Origin of the sequence: Faecalibacterium sp. I4-1-79 (assembly GCF_023347235.1) — a bacterium.
GTDB lineage: Bacteria > Bacillota > Clostridia > Oscillospirales > Ruminococcaceae > Faecalibacterium > Faecalibacterium tardum.
Map to the genome: position 1 here is coordinate 2,502,904 of NZ_CP094467.1, position 19,879 is coordinate 2,522,782.

The window sequence follows — 19,879 nt, forward strand, 5'->3', positions numbered from 1 at the left end:
TGTCCTCTTTGCACCGCCGGGCGGCGCGTTTTTTAAAACTCCCCAAAGGTGTGGTCGTAGGCGGCATCCAGCGGCTCGTCCGTGTCCAGCTTTGCCACATACTCTAAAATCAGCCGCTCTGCCAGTGGCAGCGCCTTGGCGTACAGCGCATCCAGCTTGCGGTTGCTCTCGGTGCACTGCGGGTTCGGCTGCGGGTTTGCCACAAGGCCGTGCATCCCATCATATTTGCCCAGCACCTTCATGCCGGTCAGCACCACCCAGCGCTTGACCGGGTTCGAGGCCTGCAGTACCTTATGCACCAGGATCATTCCCTTCAGAGCTTCCAGCGCGGTCTGCTCCGAGATATCCTTGTAAAACGGCGCAATGACCCGGGCGTTTTCCGCGCTGGGATGGATATGGCTGGCGGTAAAGAAGGTCAGCGGGTCATAGCCGTCCCGGCGCATCAGCATATTGTCGAACTCGGTCTCGATCTCGCAGTGGGTCACACCGCTCTCCCGGGTGAACTGCTCCACAAAGGGGTGGCAGGTGCTGTCCAGCGCAAAATGACACACAAAACCCAGCGCATAGGCCAGCGCAGCCTCGCGGTCGGCTTCCTCGTGCACCACCCGCCGTGCCCGGTCAAAGAACGTTCTGCCTGGCTCGTCGTGCATAGCATTGCCCAGCGCGGCGACCGGGGTGGACTTTTCCGCATGGTAATAGAACAGCAGATCCGGCCCGTGCAGACCGATATCATACAGCTCCCGGTGTGCCTCCAGCTTTTCCCGCAGCGGCGCGGGCAGATGATCCAGCACATTTGCGCCAAAGCGGCGGTGTGCGTAGGTAGAGGGCATCTCTCATTCCTCCTTCTTGCAGTGCCAGCGCTCACCGCCCTGTTCCGGCTGCACTGACCAAAAATTCTATCGTTTCCAGTATAGCAGAAAGTTTGCCGACCTTCTACCCTTTTGTGTCTGTTTTCTGTAAAAAGTTTTAATAATTTTGCTGCACTTCCCGCCGCTCCCCCAAACAGAAAAGGGACTTCCTGAAATGCCCGCAGGCATTTCAGGAGGTCCCTTTCTAATCATTCAGGTTCACACGCTCTCATAGCCCTGCGGCATCTCGCTCTTGCGGTCGCGGGACATCAGGTTGCGCAGCGCGTCGCTGGCGCTCATGCCCTCCTTGACGATGGCGTTCACCGTCTGGGCAATGGGCATTTCCACATGGTACTTCTCGGCCAGCTCCATAGCGGCGGGCAGGGCGTTGATACCCTCCACTACCATGCCGACTTCCTTCACGGCCTGCTCCGGGCTTTCGCCCTTGCCGATCAGGATACCGGCGCGGTTGTTGCGGCTATGCATACTGGTAGCGGTGACGATCAGATCGCCGATACCGGCCAGACCCGCAAAGGTCTGGACATTGCAGCCCATGGCCACGCCCAGCCGGGCGATCTCGGCAATGCCGCGGGTGATCAGGGCGGCGCGGGCGTTATCGCCGTAGCCAAGGCCGGTAGAGATGCCTACACCCAGCGCAATGACGTTCTTCATGGCACCGCTCAGCTCCACGCCCTTGATATCAGAGTTGGTGTACACGCGCATACAGGTGTTGCTGAACACCTCCTGCACTACCTCGGCAGCTTCCAGATCCGGGCTAGCAGAAACGATGGTGGTGGGCAGATCCAGCGCTACTTCCTCAGCGTGGGTGGGGCCGCTGAGCGCCACCAGACGCACCGCACGGGGGCCGTTCTCGTGGCTCAATTCGTCGGCAAGGATCTCGGTCATGGTATATAAGGTATCAGGCTCAATGCCCTTTGCCACGTCCACGATGATCTGGCCGGAGCGGATATAGGGCCGCGCCTTAGCCGCCGTGGCACGCACGAACACCGACGGCACTGCAAACAGCAGTACGTCCTTGCCGGTGCACACTTCCTCTATGCTTTTGGTAAAACGCAGCTCCTGCGGGATGACCATCCCCGGCAGATTGGGGTGCACCCGGGTGGTGGAAAGGTTGTCCACCTCGGCTTCAATAGCCGACCACACCTGCACATCGTTGCCGCTGACAGTCAGCATCCGTGCCAGAGCCATGCCCCAGGTACCTGCACCCAGAACACCAATACTAAACTTTTTCACGTTTGTATCCTCCGTGTCTGCACCGGGCCAAGGGCAAGCCCCTGCCGGTGGATTTGCGCCGTGCCGAGCCGTTGCCCCGCGCCTGCGCACTACTATGACCATTGTACACGAAAGCACCCACAGCGTCAAGCATCTGCCGCATTGCACAAATATTTAACAAGTTTATGCAATTTTTCGGGCACATCACACGTTTTGTGCAAACCGTTTGCGCTGCGGGGCATTTCATGCTATTATAGTATTCTGGTAGGTTTTGTAGGGATTGGTGATTCAGTCTCTTGACTTTGACCCTACTTTAAGGTATATACTGCTTTGGTCGGCAAAAGCTTTGCCGGTCTGCGTATTTTTATTTTGAGGAAAAAATGATGTTTGAAGCACTTTTATCCAACCGCACGGTCGGCGTGCTGGTGGAGGCGCTGCCCCGCATCCTGACGGCAGGCCTGACCATGACCATTCCGCTGACCCTTCTCTCCTTCTTTTTTGCCATGATCATCGCGGTGGCGGTGGCGCTGGTGCAGTACGCCAATGTGCCGGTGCTGCGGCAGATCGCCCGGTTCTACATCTGGGTCATCCGCGGCACGCCGCTGCTGGTGCAGCTGTTCATCATCTTTTACGGTCTGCCTAGCCTGGGCATCATGCTGAACGCCTTTCCGGCGGCAGTCATCGCCTTTGCCTTCAACGAGGGTGCTTACTGCGCCGAGACCATGCGCGGTGCGCTGGAAAGCGTGCCGCAGGGGCAGCTGGAGGCCGGGTACTGTGTGGGCATGAGCTGGTGGCAGATCATGCGCCGCATCGTGCTGCCGCAGGCACTGCGCACCGCCGTGCCTGCGCTGTCCAACTCCCTCATCGGCATGATCAAGGACACCTCGCTGGCGTCCAATATCACGGTGGCAGAGCTGTTCATGGCTGGGCAGCGGGTAGCCGCCCGCACCTACATCTTCCTGCCCATCTACTGCGAGGTGGCTGTGGTGTATCTGCTGTTCTGTACCGTCATCACCAAGCTGCAGGCGCTGCTGGAACGTCAGCTCAACGCCCGCGGCTTTCAGTAAAAAGGGAGGTGCGCACCTATGGCTATGTTAGAGATTCGCAATGTGCAAAAAACCTTCCGCACCTACACAAAACCCGGCCTTTTTCACCGCCCCGGTGCACGGAAGGTCATCAGTGAGCTGCCCGTGCTGCGCGGGGTAGACCTGACCGTGGAAAAAGGCGATGTAGTGGCCATTCTGGGGCCGTCCGGCTCCGGCAAGACCACCCTGCTGCGGTGTTTAAACTTTTTGGAAACTGCCGATGCCGGGCAGCTGGTGTTTGACGGCGAAAGTTTCGACCTTGCCCATGCCAGTCGCACCGACATTGCCCGGCTGCGCAAAAAGACCGCCTTTGTGTTCCAGAACTACAACCTGTTCCGCAACAAGACTGCCCTGCAGAATGTGACCGAGGGACTCATCGTGGCGCGGAAGCTGCCCAAGGAGCAGGCGGATGAGATCGGCATGAAGATGCTTGCCAAGGTAGGTCTTGCAGACCGCGCCGACTACTACCCCCGCCAGCTTTCCGGCGGGCAGCAGCAGCGGGTGGCGATTGCCCGCGCCCTTGCCGCCGACCCGGAGATCATCTATTTTGACGAGCCCACCAGCGCCCTTGACCCGGAGCTGACCGGCGAGGTGCTCAGCGTGATGCGGCAGCTGGCCGAGGAGGGCATGACCATGCTGGTGGTCACCCACGAGATGGGCTTTGCCCGCAACGTTTCCTCCAAGACCGTGTTTATGGAAAACGGCGTGGTGGTGGAGCAGGCTCCCTCTCAGCAGTTCTTTGCATCCCCCAAGGAGGAGCGCACCCGGGCTTTCCTGCGCAGGATCGCCCATACGGAATAAAACCACTTCTCTTTTTGCATTTTTCACGACAGAAAGGAATATTTACTTATGAAACGCAGAACCTTTATTTCTCTGATGGGCGTGATGGCCGCAGCCGGGGTGCTATCCATGACCGGCTGCTCTTCCAAGGACACCGCCGCCAGTACTGCCAGTTCCGCAACGCTGAATAAGCTGGACAGCATCCAGAAGAGCGGCAAGCTGGTGGTGGCACTGGAAGGCGCATGGCAGCCGTGGAGTTACCACGATGCTTCCGACACGCTGGTGGGCTATGACGTGGAGGTATCCCGCGCCATTGCCGAAAAGCTGGGCGTGGAGCCGGAGTATGTGGAGAGCGACTGGGACAGCCTGTTTGCTGGTCTGGACGCAGGCCGCTACGACATGGTGTGCAACGGCGTGGAGGTGACCGAGGAGCGCGCCAAGACCTACGCTTTCACCACCCCCTACGGCTACATCCACACTGCGCTGGCGGTGCGCAAGGACAATACCGACATTACCAGCTTTGAGGACCTGAAGGGCAAGACCACCGCCAACAGTCTGGCTTCTACTTACATGGAGCTGGCCGAGAGCTACGGCGCTACCGTGCAGGGCATCGACACGCTGGAGGAGACCATCCAGCTGCTGACTGCAGGCCGCATTGACGCCACCCTGAACGCGGACGTTTCCTTCTACGATTACCTGAATGTCCACCCGGACGCAGACTTCAAGCTGGTGGCGCAGACTGCCGAAGCCTCCCATGTGGCCATCCCGGTGCTCAAGAGCGAGGACACCGCCTATCTGGACGCGCTGAACACCGCCATTGAGGAGCTGCGCGCTGACGGCACCTTAAAGACCCTGAGCGAAAAGTACTTCGGACAGGATATCTCTTCTGAAAACTGAGAAACTCGACCCTCTCAGTCTGCTCACTTCGTTCGCATCCAGCTCCCCCGAAAGGGGGAGCTTTTTTATTATCTGCCAGTCCGTGCGGTAAAGCTCCCCCTTCGGGGGAGCTGGCGAGCGCAGCGAGACTGAGAGGGTAAATTTCCTATTGACTTATGCAATATTATATGATATATAATATTATAGAAACACACCATATCGAAAGGAGGCTGTTCCTGCATGAGTTTTCCCATCAGTGCCGCGCTGCTGGACGCCATTGTGCTGTCCGTGGTGGCGCAGGAGCCGGAAGGTACCTACGGCTACAAGATCACCCAACAGGTCACCCACACGCTGGAACTGAGCGAATCCACCTTGTACCCGGTGCTGCGCCGGTTACAGAAGGACCAGCTGCTCACGGTCTACGATGCGCCCTTCAATGGCCGCAACCGCCGCTATTATCAGATCACATCTGCCGGGCGGGCGCAGCTTGCCGCCTACGCGCAGGAGTGGAGCCGCTACCGTTCTTCCATTGACACATTTTTCAGAGAGGTGGAATGATCTATGACCCGTACTGCATTTCTTGCTGCGCTGGAGCAGCTTCTGGCTCCCCTGCCGGAGGCCGAGCGCAAGGACGCTTTGAGTTATTACGAAGATTATCTGGATGCCGCCGGGCCGGAGAACGAAGCCCGCGCCATTGCGGAATTGGGCAGCCCCGAGGAGGTCGCCCGTAAGATTCTGGACGAGCAAAGCCCGCAAGGCGCCTCTGCCGCCCCGGCATCCCCTGCCCGCAAGCCGCATTCCCGCTGGCGCATGGTGCTGGGCGGCGGGCTGGCGGTGCTGGTGCTGGCCTGCTTTTTCTTCCAGCATTCCAAAGCCACCCCGGTGCAGCCGGTCGAGCCTGTGTCCTCGGCAGCGGACAGCAGTTCTGTCCCGGCCGATACCGTGCCCCTCACCATCCCCGCCGATGACCTTGGGGAAAGCACCTTGCAGATCCCGCTGGAAAAGCTAAATCAGGAACTGAAGCTCAGCCTGAACTACGGCTCTGTGACCTTTGTCACCGACCCGTCCCTTACCTCAGAAAAATACGCCACCTTCCAGTTCGACAACTTCCCGCATTCTCCGGTTCTGCGCACCACCGGCGGGGATGGCCGCACTACCCTGACCTTTGAAATGCCGGAAAACTGGCAGGTAGCCGAGGATGCCCCCGAAGCCATGCTCACCGTCACCATCCCGGCAGACGCCCTCACCCGGCTGATCATCAGCTTGGAGACCGGCGATGTCCGCCTTGCGCCCATGCAGCTGAAAACGCTGACTATTGCGCTGAACAATGGCAGTCTGCGTGCCGAAAACCTGACCGTGACCCGCGACCTGCTGGTCGAGCTTCCTGCTGGGGGATGCACGATCGATCACCTTTCCATTGCGGAATACGCCAGTATCGCTGCAACCTACTGCATCCGCCTGCATCTGGATGGCGACCCCGCCGACTACACGACCGATGCCCGCACGGATGACGTTGTACGCATCGGCAATAAGGAATATGATAAACGCTATACCTCTTCCGGTTCCAACGGCATCCTGAATCTTTACGCCAAAGGGCTGATTTATCTGAACGTTGAGGAACAACGCCCCGCATAACAGAAACCGCCTCTCTTCCATGGCTTTGCGCCAGCGAAGAGGGGCGGTTTTGTGTTTATGCCTGATGAAAATACTCGTAGATGGTCTGCGCCAGCTGCCTGCCCACACCGGGGGTGTTTTCCAGCTGGTCGGGTGTGGCTTCCTTCACCGCGCCCACGCTCTTGAACTGCGCCAGCAGGGCTTTGGCGGTTTTGGGGCCTACGCCAGGCACCTCGGTCAGGGTGGAGGAGTAGCTTTTCTGCTTCATCTGCTGCTTGCGGTAGGCGTTGGCAAAGCGGTGGGTCTCGTCCTGGATGGCGGTGATGAAGGTAAAGGTGCCGCGGTTCATATTGATGGCAATTTCCCGCCCGTCGCTGTCCACGATGGCGCGGGTGCGGTGGTGGTCATCCTTTACCATGCCGTACAGTGGCACATCTGCCAGTGCTGTACCGGCAAGCGCTTCCTTTGCGGCGCTCACCTGTCCCCTGCCGCCGTCCATCAGCAAAAGATCCGGCTTCTGCCCGAACCAGTTGCCGCTTGGCTGACCATTTTCAGCCTGTGCAGCGTATTTTTCGTACTCTGCCGCCCGGCGGGAAACAGTCTCCGCCAGCGAGGCGTAGTCGTCCGTGCCCGCCACGGTTTTCATTTTGAATTTGCGGTAGCCCGCCTTGAAGGGCTTGCCGTCCTTGAAGGTGACCATGCCGCAGACGCTGCTGCCATCACCCCAGTTGGAGATATCGTAGCTTTCAATAGCGCGGGGCGGCTTTGAAAGCCCCAGCACCTGTGCCAGCTCGTCCAGCAGCTTTTCTTCCCGGGCGTAGCGTCCGCTCTCCCGCGCCAGACGCTCCACCGCGTTGGTGTGCGCCATCTCTACCAGATGCGCTTTATCACCCCGCTGGGGCACATACAGCTGCACCTCGCTGCCCCGCTTCTGGTTCAGCGCCTGCTGCAAGGCGTCCATGTCCGGCGGCAGTGCGTCCACCGCGATGATCTTGGGAATTTGTTCATCATCCAGATAGTACCGGGGCAGAAATTCCTCCCGCACCGCGTCGATATCCGAGGTATCGTGGAACAAAAACTCCCGCTTATCGGTCAGCCGTCCCTCCCGGAAGCGCAGCACCGCCGCGCACACGCTGTCCGGTGTGCCGGCAAGTGCCACCACGTCCATCTCCACGTCCGGGTCTACCACCACCTTCTGCCCTGCCGTAAGCTTGGTGATGGCGTTGATCTGGTCCCGCAGAAGAGCGGCGGTCTCAAATTCCAGCCGGTCGGAGGCTTCCTGCATCCGCTCATTGAGGGTTTTCAGGATATCCTTTTTGCCGTAGCGGATGAGGTGCACCGCGTTTTTGACCGCCTGATTGTAGGTCTCGCAGCTGATCTTTCCGCTGCACACCGCCATACACTTGCCGATATGGGCGTTCAGGCAGGGGCGGCCTTTGCCGATCTCCTGCGGGAAGCGCTTGGAGCAGCGCGGCAGCAAAAAGGCATCCATGGCCGTTTCTGCCATCTGCCGTGCCGCAAAGCTGGAGGTGTAGGGGCCGATATACTCCGCCCCGTCCTCCTCCTTTTGCAATGTGAAGGAAAGGCGCGGCCATTCCTCCCGGGTAACGCGGATATAGCTGTAACCCTTGTCATCCTTGAGCAGAATGTTGTACTTGGGGGTATGCGCCTTGATCTGGCTGGCTTCCAGCACCAGCGCCTCGAACTCACTTTGACAGACGATAACGTCAAAGGCGTAGGCATGGGCGATCATTTGGCTGACCTTGTTGTCGTGGGGCACGCCCTCGCGGAAATACTGGCTTACCCGGATGCGCAGGCGCTTGGCCTTGCCGATATAGATGATGGTGTCGCTTTTGTCCCGGATGATATACACCCCGGGCAGCAGCGGCAGCATACAGGCTTTTTGATAGAGCTCGGCCTTGGTCATGCGTTTTCGTCCTCAGCCTTGGCAGCACGGAGGTTTTTGCAGTGGAAGAGATCGGCCACGCAGCCCACGATGCCCGCCACATTGAGCAGCCATACCCAGCTTTTGACCCGCTGCTCGGTGAACAGCTCCAGCAGAGCGTTTGCCGCCAGCAGCAGGCTGAACAGAACAAGGAACACATACCACGGTTTCCCGGAATTACACAGTGCGACGAACTTTTCCATTCGCTGCTTGTTTTTCTCGTTCATAAAAAGCCCTCCTTCTTCCCGTAAAAAAGCTTATCAAAAAAGCGGCAGGGAACCCCCGCCGCTTTCTGTTGCTTGTGATACAGACTTACTCTGCAAAGCCGGACTCCACCAGCTTGATCAGGCCATCCACGGCAGCCTGCTCATCAGCGCCGTCAGCGATGATGCGGATGGTGGTGCCGCCAACGATACCCAGAGACAGAACGCCCAGCAGGCTCTTTGCGTTCACGCGGCGTTCTTCCTTTTCGACCCAGATGGAAGACTTGAACTCGTTTGCCTTCTGGATAAAGAAGGTAGCCGGACGAGCGTGCAGACCAACCTGATTTTCAACGGTAACTTCTTTTACGTACATAGTAAAGCGCTCCTATCTAATATCGTTTTGGTGTACAAAAGCATGGTGTGCCTGTTGTGTTACACTCATTTTAGCGCAAGTCGAAACACTTGTACAGACCCCTTTTGCATTTTTGGCGCTTTTCCCAATGAAACAGGGAGCATTTTTCAGGTTTTGTACAAAGACAATAAAATTATACCCCAAAGGTTAGAGGTGTAATACAAAAGTTTTCAACAACTTTTAGACTGTCGGGGAGTTTTCCTCTGAATTTTGTGTATTTTTACCGATATTTCCGGTGCCGACTCACTCCTGCGCAGGGCCTGCGTAGCGCATCTGCACCAGTGCGCATTTGCGCGTCACGGTGGGGTATTGCTTCGGATCAAATTCCAGACTGGTGCTGCCGTCCAGCTGCCAGCCCATGCGGGTATACAGCGCAATGGCGCGGGTGTTGGTGTTCAGCACACTCAGTACCGGGTGTGCGTGCTCCGGCAGCTTTTTGCGGGCAAAGTCCAGCAGCTTTGCGCCGATGCCGTTGCCCCGGGCTTTTTCCGTGACGAACAGGTGCTCGATATGCCCCGCCTTATGGCTGACACACACCATGCCGTCCGGCACATCTTTGGTGGTGTGCAGGTAGCATACCCAGCCCGCCGCCTTTTCCTGCTGCAATTGCAGCAAAAACTGCGGCTCGGTCAGAGCGCGGCAGTATTCCGGCGTCCAGTTGTCGGCGCAGACAGCCTGCCGGCCCTCGGCAAACAGCTTTGCGGCGGCGGCAAACTGCTCGGCGGTCTTTACCAGCCGGACATTCTCGCCCCGCTTCCACTTGGGCACTTCGGCAATGGGGTGGCTCGTACACCACTGCTCGTACAGCTCCGGGCGGCGCAGACGGGTGCGGGTGCGGCTCTGCTCGCCGCGCCACGCATCGATTTTTGCATGGTCGCCGCCCAGCAGCACCTCGGGCACAGCACGGCCTTCCCACACCTCGGGGCGGGTGTACTGGGGGTATTCCAGCAGGCCGTCCCAGTAGCTTTCCTCCTCGTAACCCTTCTGCTCAGCCAATACGCCGGGCTTCAGGCGCAGCACGCTGTCTGCCACCACAAGGCTGGCAAGCTCGCCGCCGGTCAGGATATAATCACCAATGGAGATCTCCTCGTCCGCAAAAGCTTCGATGACACGCTCGTCAATACCCTCGTAGTGGCCGCAGACCAGCGTCAGGTTGTCGTACTGTGCCAAGCGCTTTGCGTGCTCCTCGGTGTAGCGCTGCCCGCCTGCCGTCAGAAACACGATATGCGGGGCGGGCCGTCCCTGCTGGGCCACCTCGCGCTGCACCGCCCGCAGGCAGTCCGCGATGGGCTGGGCGTACAGCACCATGCCGCAGCCGCCGCCGTAGGGGTAGTCGTCGGTCTGCTTCTGCTTGTTCATGGTGTAGTCCCGGATCTGGTGGCAGTGGGTCTCAATATAGCCCCGCTTTGCCGCCCGGCCGATGATGCTGGCGTCCAGCACCTGCTGGCACATCTCCGGGAACAGGGTCACGATATCCACACGCATTCCCATGGCTTACTCCTCCTCCCGCTCGCTGTCAAAATCATCATCCAGCAGGCCGGGGATGGGGGTGACAAGGATATAACCCTCCGGCGGGTTGCGCTCTTTCAGGAAGGCGTCCACCCCGGGGAACATATACTCCTTGCCGCCGGGTGCCTTGACGGTGTAGATATCCTGCGCACCCGGGTGGTCCACGCTGGTCACCACACCGTACACCTTGCCAGTGTCGGCATCCCGCACTTCGCACCCGATGAGGTCCGCCACATACCACCGGCCTGCGGGCAGGGTGGCATCGTTGCGGTCAAAGTAGAACACCTGCCCGCGCAGCGCCCGAGCGGCGTCCATATCGCTGACCCCCTCCAGCTGGAGCAGCGCCATCTGCCCCTGCGGACGGATGGAAAGGATCTTATAGGCTTTGCCGCCCTGTGCCGACGGGTACAGGCGACCCACTTTTTTTAAAAAATCCACCCCGTCGCACCAAAGCTCCAGCTTCATTTCCCCGCGCACACCGTGGGTGGTAACAACTTTTCCGGCTTCCAGATATTGCTGCATAAATTCGCTCCTGTGTAGCATCCTCGCCCTCTCAGTCACCTGCGGTGACAGCTCTCCCAGAGGGAGAGCCAAGAATGTTGCGGTCAGGCTCTTGCTTCTCCCTTTGAGGAAAGACTTCCCCCGTTCCGGGGGAAGATGTCGCACAGCGACAAAAGGGGGAGTGTGGCATTGCGCAAGCAATGCCGGAGAGGGCGAGCCTGTTAATAGCAAAAAGGCCCCTTGCCGCAAGGGCAAAGGGCCAGTAGGGTGCTCAGTCGATCTCAACAAGGACCTTTTCATCGACCCGCACAGCAGCCGCGCGCATCACCACACGAATGGCTTTTGCGATCCGGCCCTGCTTGCCGATGACACGGCCCATATCTCCCTCTGCCACGCTCAGGTGGTAGACGATGGTACCGTCCTCGCGGGGCTCGTCCACCGTGACCTTGACGGCGTCCTTGTCCTCCACGAGACCGCGGGCAACTGCCAGCAACAGCTCCTGCATGAGTCAGCCCTCCCCTACTTACAGAATGTTGGACTTCTTCAGCAGGACACGAACGGTATCAGTGGGCTGAGCGCCGTTAGCGATCCACTGCTTTGCCTTCTCGGCGTCGATCTTCACCTCAGAGGGCTCCTTGTTGGGATCGTAAGTGCCGATCTCCTCGATGAAGCGGCCATCGCGGGGGAAGCGGCTGTCAGCAACGACAACACGGTAGAAGGGAGCTTTCTTGGCGCCAACGCGGCGCAGACGAATCTTAACTGCCATAATAGATATCCTCCAAAAATTGTTGTTTTTGATATATGTTACAAACCCCGCCGGGGTTGTATACCGTTGTTATTTCAGTCCGCGGAAGGCGTTGGGGTTGCCCATCATGCCGCCCAGACGGCGGGCAAAGCCCTTGGGGCTCTTCTTGAACTGCTTCATCATCTTCTGCATCATCTCGTACTGCTTGAGCAGCTTGTTCACGTCCTCCACGCGGGTACCGCTGCCTGCGGCAATACGGCGCTTGCGCTTGGGGTTGATGATGGAGGGCTTTTCCCGCTCCTCTTTGGTCATGGAATAGATCATGGCCTCGATGCGGTCAAAGGCTTTTTCGTCGATCTGGCTGGCGTCAATACCGGAAGCGCCGGGCAGCATACTCAGCATTGCGCCTGCACCGCCCATCTTGCGGATCTGGGCGAACTGCTCCAGCATATCGTTCATATCGAACTTATTTTCCATCAGCCGCTTGGCGGTCTCCTCGGCAGCCTTTTCGTCAGCGGCATCCTGTGCGCGCTCGATCAGGCTGAGCACATCGCCCATGCCAAGGATGCGGCTTGCCATGCGGTCCGGGTGGAACACATCCAGATCATCCAGCTTTTCGCCGGTGCCCTGAAACTTGATGGGCTTGCCGGTAACGGCCAGCACAGAAAGCGCTGCACCGCCGCGGGTATCGCCGTCGGTCTTGGTGAGGATGATGCCATCCACGCCCACCGTCTCGTTGAAGGTCTTAGCCACATTGACGGCATCCTGACCGGCCATGGCGTCCACCACCAGCAACGTCTCGTCCACGGGAACGGCGGCCTTGATGTCCACCAGCTCCTGCATCAGCACTTCGTCGATCTGCAGACGGCCTGCCGTATCCAGAATGACGATATCGTTGCCGTAGTCTCTGGCGTGTGCCAGTGCCTTGCGGGCGATCTCCGGCGGCTTTGCGCCGGGCAGGGTGAACACCGGTGCACCGGCCTGCTTGCCCACCACCTGCAGCTGGTCGATAGCCGCAGGGCGGTAGATATCGCAAGCCACCAGCATGGGGCGGCGGCCCTGCTTGAGATAGAACTTGGCAAGCTTTGCCGCGTGGGTGGTTTTACCGTTGCCCTGCAAGCCGCAGAGCATGATGACCGTCTGGCCCTTGTTCTTGATGTTCAGGCGGGCGGCTTCACTGCCGCCCATGAGGGCTACCAGCTCCTCATTGACGATCTTGACCACCTGCTGGGCGGGGGTCAGGCTCTCCATGACCTCCTGTCCCATGGCGCGCTCGGACACCTTTGCGCAGAAGTCCTTTGCAACCTTGTAGTTGACATCGGCTTCCAGCAAAGCCATCCGCACCTCGCGCATGGCGGCTTTGATATCTGCCTCGGTCAGTTTACCGTGACCGCGCAGCTTTTTGAATACACCGGCAAGGCGGTCGGTCAGGGATTCAAATGCCATTGTGCGGTGCTCCTTTCAAAATTCGATCAGCTTTCGTTCGCTTCATCCATCGAGCGGATGATCTCCAGCATTTTTGTCAGCGTTTCCACATATTCCGTGGTGGTGATATTAGCGCGGGGGCCGGTGCACTCGAAACGGGTGTCGATGACAAGCTGTTCCAGCTGTTCCAGCTTCTGCTGCACCCGCCGGTAGCGGGCTGCAAAACCTACCTTTTCTTCCAGTTCCTTCAGGGTGGTCTCGCCGTGCTTGATGGCGTCCCGTGCGCCCTGCCGGGTGATGCCGAAGTTTTCGCCGATCTCGCTCAGCGAAAGGTCATCGTTGTAATACTGGCGCAGCATCTCGCGCTGCTTCTGGGTAAGCACCTCGCCATAAAAATCCAGCAGATACCCCATTTCCAGATCTTTTGCCATTGCTGTTGACCCCCGGTGCTCTGCTGTCTGTGCTTGCTGTGTTGTAAAGTTTTTTTGCTTTACGGATGGAGTATACCAGAACCCCTGCCCCTTGTCAAGGGGATTTTGGAGTTTTTTCTGAAATATCTGCCCGAAATTCGCTGTTTTTGCCAAAAGGCATCTTGACGCAGCCAGGGGCTTTGCGTTAGGATAATAGTGTTGTATCCCAAGAGAAAGGAGTGTCCTTGTGCCGATCTACTCTAATTTTTACCAGACCCTTACCACTGCCTGCCCCATTGTGGAGCTGCGGGGCTACGCCGCCGCCTGCGGGCTGAAGGGGCATCTGTACGCGTATCTGGATTTTAACGGCCCCACCGGCACCGCCCGGGACGGCCTTGCCGAGGGGATGCTTGCCCTTGCCATTGAAAAAAAGCAGCTTGCCCCGGGGCAGCCCATCATTGAGGCAGCCTCCGGCCCCTTTGCCACCGCCCTTACGCTGGCCAGCCTGACCGCCGGGCACCCCATCGTGCTGGTGATGCCGGAGGACGCCCCTGCCCTGCGGCAGGAGTACCTGCTGCGGCTGGGTGCACAGATCCGGCACAGCCCTGCCCGCAGCGGTCTGGCCGGGGCGCGGGCGCTGGCGGCGCAGACCGCCGCCGCAAACGGCTGGTACTATATGAACTGGCTTGCCAACGATGACAACCCGGAGTATCACCGCCGGGTCACCGGCCCCGCCATTGTGCAAAGCATTGCCCGGCAGAACCAGAGCCTTGTGGACGCCATTACCATCGGGGTGGGCAGCGCCGGCACGGTGACCGGCGTAGGAGAGACTATCAAGGCATGGACGAACGATGTGCGCATCGTGGCGGTGGAGCCGTATGAAAATCAGGTGCTGGGCGGCGGGCTTACCGGCCCCCACGGCATCCCGGATATCGGCTACGGCATCGTGCCGGAAAACTACAACAGCTATGTGGTGGATAACGTTTCTGCCGTGGCCAGCCGGGACGCCCAGCGTGCCGCCCAGCAGGTGCTGCGCACCGATGCCATCCCCGCTTCGGTCAGCGCCGGTGCTGCCCTGCACGCCGCCGCCCAGCTGCTGGCCAACTGCAACAGTCGTGCCGCGCTGGCGATCTTCAGCGGGCGCGCCAGCATCGTGTAAGCGGCTGCTTCTATCAATAGGAAAGAGGACGTTTTTCATGACCAAGGACATGACCAGCGGTGCTATTACGCCGTTGCTGATCAAATTTACCATTCCGCTGGTGCTGGGTAACCTGTTCCAGCTTACCTACAACGCCGCCGACAGTATCATCGTGGGCAAGTTTGTAGGCGAGGATGCGCTGGCTGCCGTGGGCACCTCGAACCCGCTGATGACCCTTGCCATCCTGTTCATCAACGGGATGTGTCTGGGCGCGGGCATTCTGGTCAGCACCGCCTTTGGCGCGGGAGATACCCAGCTGGTAGAGCGGCAGGTCTCCACCACCGCCATTGCAGGCACGGCGTTCTCTTTGACCTTCTCTGCCCTGTGCGTGCTGCTGGCAGACCCGCTGCTGCGGCTGCTGCAGGTGCCTGCGGCTATTCTGCCCATTGCGGTGAACTACCTGCGTATCGTGTTTGCGGGGCTGATTTTCACCTTCTTCTATAATTTTCTTGCCGCCACCATGCGTGCGCTGGGCGACAGCAAGAGCGCGCTGTATTTTTTGATGATCAGTGCGGTGCTGAACATTGGCGGCGACCTGTTTTTTGTGGAGGCACTGGGCTGGGGCAGCGAGGGCTGCGCCCTTTCCACCGTGCTCAGCGAGGCCGCCTGCTGCCTGCTTTGCGTGGTGTACATCCGCTATAAGGTTCCGGTTTTACAGCTGGGCAGACGGTGGCTGGTGTATGACGGCAAGCTGCTGCGCAAGACCGTGAGCTACGGCTGGGCCAGTGCCATGCAGCAGGCCACGGTGCAGCTGGGCAAAATTGCGGTGCAAGCCATCGTGAACACCATGGGCGTCAACGCCATGGCGGCTTTTACCGCCGCCTCCCGCATTGATGACTTCGCCTACACCCCGCAGCAGAACATCGGCCACGCCATGACCACCCTGATGGCGCAGAACCGGGGCGCGGGCAAGGCCGACCGGGTACGGCAGGGCTACCACTGCGGGATGCGTATCGAGTTTGCCTATGGCATTCTGCTTACGGCCATCTGTCTGCTGTTTGCCCAGCCCATTATCCGGCTGTTTGCCACCGACCCCGCTGTGGTGGACTTGGGCGTGCGTTTCTTGCGCACCATCTCGCTGTTTTATCTGATGCCCGCCGCCACCAACGGCATTCAGGGCTTTTTCCGGGGTATGGGCGATTTGAAGGTCACCCTGAACAGCAGTATGCTGAACATGGGCGGCCGTGTGGCTGCTGCCGCCCTGTTTGTGCTGGTGCTGAAGATGGACATCGAAGCCCTGCCCTTCAGCTACGCGGTAGGCTGGCTGCTGATGCTGCTGTACGAGCTGCCCCTGCTGGTACGTTTTCTGCGCAGCAGCGAGATGTAAGATAAAAAACAATGCCGGAGCATCAACGCTCCGGCATTGTTTTTTATAGATATGTTTTACTTGGTGCCGTAGATACGGTCGCCTGCATCGCCCAGACCGGGCACGATGTAGCCATTCTCGTTCAGGCGGTCGTCCTGTGCGCCCAGATAGATGTCCACATCGGGGTGTGCCTCGTGCAGAGCCTTGATGCCTTCGGGTGCGCCCAGCAGACCGATGAACTTGATGCGCTTTGCGCCGTGCTTCTTGATCTGGGTGATGGCGTCGATGGCGCTGCCGCCGGTAGCCAGCATGGGGTCCAGCACCAGAACGTCGCGCTCAGCGATATCCTGCGGCAGCTTGCAGAAGTACTCCACAGGCTGCAGGGTCTTTTCGTCGCGGTACAGACCGATGAAGCCCACCTTGGCAGCGGGCAGCAGGGTCAGCATGCCGTCCAGCATACCCATGCCTGCGCGCAGGATGGGCACCAGAGCCAGCTTGCGGCCTGCCAGCACCTTGGTCTTTGCCATGGTGATGGGAGTTTCGATCTCCACCTCTTCCAGCGGCAGATCGCGGGTCGCCTCGTAGCACAGCAGGGTTGCGATCTCGCCAACAAGGTCGCGGAACTCCTTGGTGCCGGTCTGTTTGTTGCGCAGCAGGCTGATCTTGTGCTGCAGCAGCGGATGTTCAACGATCATCGGGGTCATAAAAACACGCTCCTTAATTTATATAGAACATTCTATCGGGTACTGATCTGTGGCCTTGCCCGCCCGGTGGGCGCACAAAAGGATTTTTTCACAGAGAAGCTTGCAGTGCAAGCTTCTCTGTGAAATTACAAAAATTCCAATCAGCGGTTTTCCAGTGCGGTCAGCTTGTCGATGCGGCGCTGATGACGGCCGCCCTCAAACTCAGTGTTCAGGAAGATATCCACCAGCTGGCAGGCAAGGCCTGCGCCCACTACACGACCGCCCATGCACAGGGCGTTGGCGTCGTTGTGGCGGCGGGTATACTCGCAGCTGAAGCTGTCGGAGCAGCAGCAGGCGCGGATGCCCTTGATCTTGTTGGCTGCCATGCTGATGCCCACACCGGTGCCGCAGAACAGCAGTGCCTTCTCACACTGGCCGCTCACCACTGCGTCACAGGCGGGTACAGCCATATCGGGGTAGTCCACGCTGTCGGTGCTGTGGGTGCCAAAGTCGATATACTCCAGACCAAGCTCCTCCAGATGTGACTTGACAGCCTCTTTCAGTTCAAATCCGCCGTGGTCGGCGGCAAGTGCAATGGGTTTTGCCATGAAAAAACGTCCTTTCCCTGTGAGTGGTCACAGTTCCGCTTTTATTGTTTGTTTGCTGCGGCTTCGGCAGCCAGACGCTCTGCCCGCTCCCGCTCCGCCTGACTGAGACGGTGGTAGTCCGGCAGCAGCGCCTCCGGCAGCACAGCCTGCCCGGCTGCGGCCATCTGCTTTGCCACAAGTGCTACGGCAGCGGCACGGCCGCCCCGCAGCGCCGGGGGTGTTTGCAGCACACCCGGCACATCGCTGTATTTATTATAGCACAGACCCGCGCCATCACCAACAAAAAACAGGGGCTTTTTGCAATTTTCTACAAAATCCGCCAAATCTGCAACCGCCCGGGCGTCATCGTCCAGCAGGCGTGCGTGGGTGGCAAGGTCAAACGCTGCGCTGTATACCTGTGCGCGGCGGGCATCCAGTGCGCAGAGCACCGTGCCCTCGCCGGTGTGGGCAGCAGCCAGCGCTTCCAGTGTAGACACCGGGGCGCACAGGGTCTCGCGCGGGAAGGCCAACCCCTTGACGGCGGCCAGCCCGATGCGCAGGCCGGTAAAACTGCCCGGGCCTGCGTTGACAGCATACAGGTCGATGTCCGCGCAGGTCAGCCCGCACAGCTTTAAGCAGGTGTCGATCATGGGCATCAGCGTTTCGCTGTGGGTCATGCCGCCGTCCAGATACACCTCGTACAGCAGGCGGTCGTCCTGCAGCAAAGCCACACCTGCGGTCTTGCCCGCCGTATCCACGGCCAGAATATTCATACCGTCACCCCCTCAATGGTAATCTTGCGGGTGGTATCGTCCAGACGTTCGATGTTCACCCGGATGGGGTTTTCCAGTGCCAGCAGGTCGGCAAAGTTTTCGCTCCACTCTGCCGCCACCACAGCGCCCTGATCCAGATAATCGTAGAAGCCTGCCGCGCACAGATCATTCTCGGTAGAAATGCGGTACAGGTCAAAGTGCGCCAGCGGGCGCGGGCCCCGGTAGTAGTTCACGATGGCAAAGGTGGGGCTGGACACTGGGTCGGTGCAGCCCAGACCCTCGGCAAGACCCTCGGTAAAGGCGGTCTTGCCAGCGCCCAGACCGCCGGTAAAGGCGATCAATGCCCCGGGGGCCAGCACAGCGGCCATCCGTTTGCCCAGCGCCACCGTTTCGGCGCGGGAATGGGTGATATATTCTGACATGAAGGTTACCTCATCGTTTCAAAAAAGGGATGGCAGACACTCTGCCATCCCTAAGTATAATATAAAACGTGCAAAAGTGCAATGGTCAGGCGGCGGCAGGGGTCTGCTGCTCTACGGCACTGTTCGTTGCCATGCCGGGCGCGGTGAGCCGAGCGGTGCCGTCGCCCTGAATGATGGGATAGGACGCCGCCGAGTGCGGATGCCGCCCGGTGTTCTGGTTGAGATACCACACGATGTCGTTTTCGCCGTAGACCTCAAGGCCGTAATCAATGGCCTGCTGCAAGGTCTCACCCTCGATCAGGCGGTTCACGGTCGCCCACAGCATACTGCGGGAGTACACGCTGTATACGTTGTTCACAAAGCCCGCCACAGCCTTTGCCCCGCCGGAGAGCAGCCCATCCGAAAGGGCGGTGTTCACATGGCCGCTGCGTCCGTAGAACTCGCAGGTCTCCGAAAGCACGATGGTGCCGTTCAGCTTCCCGCCCCGGTAGGCATTGCTGAAAAAGCCTCCGGTGACGGCGTAGCAGCCGTTCACCTTGATGACCCGGTGGCTGAGCAGATCCATGCCGTAGCGCAGGTCGTTCCAGAAATCCGATTTTTCCAGCAGCAGAAGGATGGGCGCAGTGGCCTGTTTTTTCCACAGCCAGCCATACTCATAGGTATAATACGCGCCGTGGGCGCTTAGGATGGCAAGGTCGTAGTCTGCCATCCGCTTCAGGTCGGAGACGGTCACCATCATGTCCAGATGGGTGTCCAGGCCGTAGCCGTTCCAGTAGTCCTTCATATAAGAATAGTAGGGGTAGCGGTTGCTGTTCACCCCGTTATCAAAGGCATAGTAGATGACCGCATTGCCCACGGTGCCGTTCTCTGCAGCGAGCAGGGCGGGCGCATCCTCCATCTCCGGCCCGGGCAGGGCGGCGTCTGTCTCGCTCTCGGTGTCGGTGAGCAGAATACCGCCCAGTGCGCCGCAGCTGTAAGTAAAGCTTATCATGCCGTTTTTCGCATCCACATAGATGCTGTCCTTTTTTATAAGCCCCTGTGCCGCCAGCTCGTCCAGCTGCGCCAGCGCAGCAGTCTGACGCGCTTTCTCCGACATTCCGGCGTAGGCGGCGCTGTCGGTCAGGGCGGTGACGGCGGCATCCGTCTGCTGCATCTCCTTTACCTCAGAGGCAGTCAAGGTCTGGGGGGTGCCGGTGGTCTCCTCCGGCGCGGCGGCCACTGCCGGACACACTGCCGTAAAGGCCAGTGCGATGGCACACACCGCACTGAGCAGGCGGCGATAAACTGTATGTTCCATTTCTTCTTTCCCGTTCCTCTCCCCCGG

At 59.3% G+C, this 19,879-nt stretch carries 23 protein-coding genes; 7 read left to right on the forward strand and 16 right to left on the reverse strand.

Annotated features, from left to right (window positions below):
• Window positions 1–32 precede the first annotated feature (32 nt).
• Complete coding sequence (locus tag MTP36_RS12315) at window positions 33–830, reverse strand: zinc dependent phospholipase C family protein (protein ID WP_249251139.1); 798 nt, start codon at window positions 828–830, stop codon at window positions 33–35.
• Between the two features lie 237 nt (window positions 831–1,067).
• Window positions 1,068–2,204: an NAD(P)H-dependent glycerol-3-phosphate dehydrogenase gene (locus MTP36_RS12320; protein ID WP_118658205.1), complete on the reverse strand. Its 1,137-nt coding sequence runs from the start codon at window positions 2,202–2,204 to the stop codon at window positions 1,068–1,070.
• Between the two features lie 260 nt (window positions 2,205–2,464).
• Here MTP36_RS12320 and MTP36_RS12325 point away from each other — a divergent pair, with 260 nt between their 5' ends.
• The 5 genes from MTP36_RS12325 to MTP36_RS12345 all read left to right on the forward strand — a co-directional run bounded on the left by MTP36_RS12325 (window position 2,465) and on the right by MTP36_RS12345 (window position 6,457).
• Window positions 2,465–3,148, forward strand: a complete 684-nt coding sequence (locus MTP36_RS12325; protein WP_249254434.1) for an amino acid ABC transporter permease — start codon at window positions 2,465–2,467, stop codon at window positions 3,146–3,148.
• A gap of 18 nt (window positions 3,149–3,166) precedes the next feature.
• Window positions 3,167–3,967, forward strand: coding sequence for an amino acid ABC transporter ATP-binding protein (locus tag MTP36_RS12330; protein ID WP_330220861.1), 801 nt, complete (start codon window positions 3,167–3,169; stop codon window positions 3,965–3,967).
• 48 nt (window positions 3,968–4,015) lie between these two features.
• Window positions 4,016–4,843 (forward strand): transporter substrate-binding domain-containing protein, encoded by an 828-nt coding sequence (locus MTP36_RS12335; protein WP_249251141.1) that lies wholly within the window; start codon window positions 4,016–4,018, stop codon window positions 4,841–4,843.
• Between the two features lie 219 nt (window positions 4,844–5,062).
• Window positions 5,063–5,380 (forward strand): PadR family transcriptional regulator, encoded by a 318-nt coding sequence (locus tag MTP36_RS12340; RefSeq protein WP_005920353.1) that lies wholly within the window; start codon window positions 5,063–5,065, stop codon window positions 5,378–5,380.
• Window positions 5,381–5,383: 3 nt separating this feature from the next.
• On the forward strand, window positions 5,384–6,457 hold the full coding sequence (locus MTP36_RS12345; RefSeq protein WP_249251142.1) for an HAAS signaling domain-containing protein: 1,074 nt from the start codon (window positions 5,384–5,386) through the stop codon (window positions 6,455–6,457).
• A 55-nt stretch (window positions 6,458–6,512) separates the two neighbouring features.
• On the opposite strand, the gene uvrC is transcribed toward MTP36_RS12345, so the two are convergent.
• From uvrC to MTP36_RS12390, 9 genes are all read right to left on the reverse strand, one after another.
• Window positions 6,513–8,363 carry an excinuclease ABC subunit UvrC gene (gene uvrC, locus MTP36_RS12350; protein WP_249251143.1) on the reverse strand — a complete coding sequence of 617 codons (1,851 nt, stop codon included), beginning with the start codon at window positions 8,361–8,363 and terminating at the stop codon, window positions 6,513–6,515.
• Window positions 8,360–8,608: a hypothetical protein gene (locus MTP36_RS12355; protein WP_249251144.1), complete on the reverse strand. Its 249-nt coding sequence runs from the start codon at window positions 8,606–8,608 to the stop codon at window positions 8,360–8,362. Before MTP36_RS12355 ends, uvrC begins: the two co-directional genes overlap by 4 nt.
• 85 nt (window positions 8,609–8,693) lie before the next feature.
• Window positions 8,694–8,957: an HPr family phosphocarrier protein gene (locus MTP36_RS12360; RefSeq protein WP_005920365.1), complete on the reverse strand. Its 264-nt coding sequence runs from the start codon at window positions 8,955–8,957 to the stop codon at window positions 8,694–8,696.
• 282 nt (window positions 8,958–9,239) lie between these two features.
• Window positions 9,240–10,487: a tRNA (guanosine(37)-N1)-methyltransferase TrmD gene (gene trmD, locus MTP36_RS12365; RefSeq protein ID WP_249251145.1), complete on the reverse strand. Its 1,248-nt coding sequence runs from the start codon at window positions 10,485–10,487 to the stop codon at window positions 9,240–9,242.
• A 3-nt stretch (window positions 10,488–10,490) separates the two neighbouring features.
• Window positions 10,491–11,027 (reverse strand): ribosome maturation factor RimM, encoded by a 537-nt coding sequence (rimM, locus tag MTP36_RS12370; protein WP_005920369.1) that lies wholly within the window; start codon window positions 11,025–11,027, stop codon window positions 10,491–10,493.
• Between the two features lie 250 nt (window positions 11,028–11,277).
• Window positions 11,278–11,511, reverse strand: a complete 234-nt coding sequence (locus MTP36_RS12375) for a KH domain-containing protein (protein WP_005920371.1) — start codon at window positions 11,509–11,511, stop codon at window positions 11,278–11,280.
• Between the two features lie 18 nt (window positions 11,512–11,529).
• Window positions 11,530–11,772, reverse strand: a complete 243-nt coding sequence (gene rpsP, locus MTP36_RS12380) for a 30S ribosomal protein S16 (RefSeq protein WP_022257433.1) — start codon at window positions 11,770–11,772, stop codon at window positions 11,530–11,532.
• Window positions 11,773–11,841: 69 nt separating this feature from the next.
• Window positions 11,842–13,197 carry a signal recognition particle protein gene (gene ffh, locus MTP36_RS12385; RefSeq protein WP_055186129.1) on the reverse strand — a complete coding sequence of 452 codons (1,356 nt, stop codon included), beginning with the start codon at window positions 13,195–13,197 and terminating at the stop codon, window positions 11,842–11,844.
• Window positions 13,198–13,223: 26 nt separating this feature from the next.
• On the reverse strand, window positions 13,224–13,607 hold the full coding sequence (locus MTP36_RS12390; RefSeq protein WP_015536880.1) for a sigma factor-like helix-turn-helix DNA-binding protein: 384 nt from the start codon (window positions 13,605–13,607) through the stop codon (window positions 13,224–13,226).
• 226 nt (window positions 13,608–13,833) lie between these two features.
• Here MTP36_RS12390 and MTP36_RS12395 point away from each other — a divergent pair, with 226 nt between their 5' ends.
• A complete protein-coding gene (locus MTP36_RS12395; protein WP_005920377.1) occupies window positions 13,834–14,745 on the forward strand; it encodes a pyridoxal-phosphate dependent enzyme in 912 nt (303 codons plus the stop codon).
• Window positions 14,746–14,782: 37 nt separating this feature from the next.
• A complete protein-coding gene (locus tag MTP36_RS12400; RefSeq protein ID WP_249251146.1) occupies window positions 14,783–16,111 on the forward strand; it encodes an MATE family efflux transporter in 1,329 nt (442 codons plus the stop codon).
• A 56-nt stretch (window positions 16,112–16,167) separates the two neighbouring features.
• On the opposite strand, the gene upp is transcribed toward MTP36_RS12400, so the two are convergent.
• The 5 genes from upp to MTP36_RS12425 all read right to left on the reverse strand — a co-directional run bounded on the left by upp (window position 16,168) and on the right by MTP36_RS12425 (window position 19,852).
• Window positions 16,168–16,794 (reverse strand): uracil phosphoribosyltransferase, encoded by a 627-nt coding sequence (gene upp / locus MTP36_RS12405; protein WP_005920380.1) that lies wholly within the window; start codon window positions 16,792–16,794, stop codon window positions 16,168–16,170.
• Window positions 16,795–16,934: 140 nt separating this feature from the next.
• Window positions 16,935–17,381 (reverse strand): ribose 5-phosphate isomerase B, encoded by a 447-nt coding sequence (gene rpiB / locus MTP36_RS12410; RefSeq protein WP_055186127.1) that lies wholly within the window; start codon window positions 17,379–17,381, stop codon window positions 16,935–16,937.
• 41 nt (window positions 17,382–17,422) lie between these two features.
• Window positions 17,423–18,133 (reverse strand): tRNA (adenosine(37)-N6)-threonylcarbamoyltransferase complex dimerization subunit type 1 TsaB, encoded by a 711-nt coding sequence (gene tsaB, locus MTP36_RS12415; protein WP_097778843.1) that lies wholly within the window; start codon window positions 18,131–18,133, stop codon window positions 17,423–17,425.
• Window positions 18,130–18,555: a tRNA (adenosine(37)-N6)-threonylcarbamoyltransferase complex ATPase subunit type 1 TsaE gene (gene tsaE, locus MTP36_RS12420; RefSeq protein WP_005920389.1), complete on the reverse strand. Its 426-nt coding sequence runs from the start codon at window positions 18,553–18,555 to the stop codon at window positions 18,130–18,132. The genes tsaB and tsaE overlap by 4 nt, the downstream gene beginning before the upstream one ends.
• A gap of 85 nt (window positions 18,556–18,640) precedes the next feature.
• Window positions 18,641–19,852, reverse strand: coding sequence for a hypothetical protein (locus MTP36_RS12425; protein ID WP_249251147.1), 1,212 nt, complete (start codon window positions 19,850–19,852; stop codon window positions 18,641–18,643).
• Between the last annotated feature and the right edge of the window lie 27 nt (window positions 19,853–19,879).

Excerpts from the sequence above, each read along its gene's own strand:
- MTP36_RS12315 (WP_249251139.1), bottom strand. The coding sequence starts at position 830 with ATGCCCTCTACCTACGCACACCGCCGCTTTGGCGCAAATGTGCTGGAT.
- MTP36_RS12320 (WP_118658205.1), bottom strand. The coding sequence starts at position 2,204 with ATGGTCATAGTAGTGCGCAGGCGCGGGGCAACGGCTCGGCACGGCGCA.
- MTP36_RS12325 (WP_249254434.1), top strand. The coding sequence starts at position 2,465 with ATGTTTGAAGCACTTTTATCCAACCGCACGGTCGGCGTGCTGGTGGAG.
- MTP36_RS12330 (WP_330220861.1), top strand. The coding sequence starts at position 3,167 with ATGGCTATGTTAGAGATTCGCAATGTGCAAAAAACCTTCCGCACCTAC.
- MTP36_RS12335 (WP_249251141.1), top strand. The coding sequence starts at position 4,016 with ATGAAACGCAGAACCTTTATTTCTCTGATGGGCGTGATGGCCGCAGCC.
- MTP36_RS12340 (WP_005920353.1), top strand. The coding sequence starts at position 5,063 with ATGAGTTTTCCCATCAGTGCCGCGCTGCTGGACGCCATTGTGCTGTCC.
- MTP36_RS12345 (WP_249251142.1), top strand. The coding sequence starts at position 5,384 with ATGACCCGTACTGCATTTCTTGCTGCGCTGGAGCAGCTTCTGGCTCCC.
- uvrC (WP_249251143.1), bottom strand. The coding sequence starts at position 8,363 with ATGACCAAGGCCGAGCTCTATCAAAAAGCCTGTATGCTGCCGCTGCTG.
- MTP36_RS12355 (WP_249251144.1), bottom strand. The coding sequence starts at position 8,608 with ATGAACGAGAAAAACAAGCAGCGAATGGAAAAGTTCGTCGCACTGTGT.
- MTP36_RS12360 (WP_005920365.1), bottom strand. The coding sequence starts at position 8,957 with ATGTACGTAAAAGAAGTTACCGTTGAAAATCAGGTTGGTCTGCACGCT.
- trmD (WP_249251145.1), bottom strand. The coding sequence starts at position 10,487 with ATGGGAATGCGTGTGGATATCGTGACCCTGTTCCCGGAGATGTGCCAG.
- rimM (WP_005920369.1), bottom strand. The coding sequence starts at position 11,027 with ATGCAGCAATATCTGGAAGCCGGAAAAGTTGTTACCACCCACGGTGTG.
- MTP36_RS12375 (WP_005920371.1), bottom strand. The coding sequence starts at position 11,511 with ATGCAGGAGCTGTTGCTGGCAGTTGCCCGCGGTCTCGTGGAGGACAAG.
- rpsP (WP_022257433.1), bottom strand. The coding sequence starts at position 11,772 with ATGGCAGTTAAGATTCGTCTGCGCCGCGTTGGCGCCAAGAAAGCTCCC.
- ffh (WP_055186129.1), bottom strand. The coding sequence starts at position 13,197 with ATGGCATTTGAATCCCTGACCGACCGCCTTGCCGGTGTATTCAAAAAG.
- MTP36_RS12390 (WP_015536880.1), bottom strand. The coding sequence starts at position 13,607 with ATGGCAAAAGATCTGGAAATGGGGTATCTGCTGGATTTTTATGGCGAG.
- MTP36_RS12400 (WP_249251146.1), top strand. The coding sequence starts at position 14,783 with ATGACCAAGGACATGACCAGCGGTGCTATTACGCCGTTGCTGATCAAA.
- upp (WP_005920380.1), bottom strand. The coding sequence starts at position 16,794 with ATGACCCCGATGATCGTTGAACATCCGCTGCTGCAGCACAAGATCAGC.
- rpiB (WP_055186127.1), bottom strand. The coding sequence starts at position 17,381 with ATGGCAAAACCCATTGCACTTGCCGCCGACCACGGCGGATTTGAACTG.
- tsaB (WP_097778843.1), bottom strand. The coding sequence starts at position 18,133 with ATGAATATTCTGGCCGTGGATACGGCGGGCAAGACCGCAGGTGTGGCT.
- tsaE (WP_005920389.1), bottom strand. The coding sequence starts at position 18,555 with ATGTCAGAATATATCACCCATTCCCGCGCCGAAACGGTGGCGCTGGGC.
- MTP36_RS12425 (WP_249251147.1), bottom strand. The coding sequence starts at position 19,852 with ATGGAACATACAGTTTATCGCCGCCTGCTCAGTGCGGTGTGTGCCATC.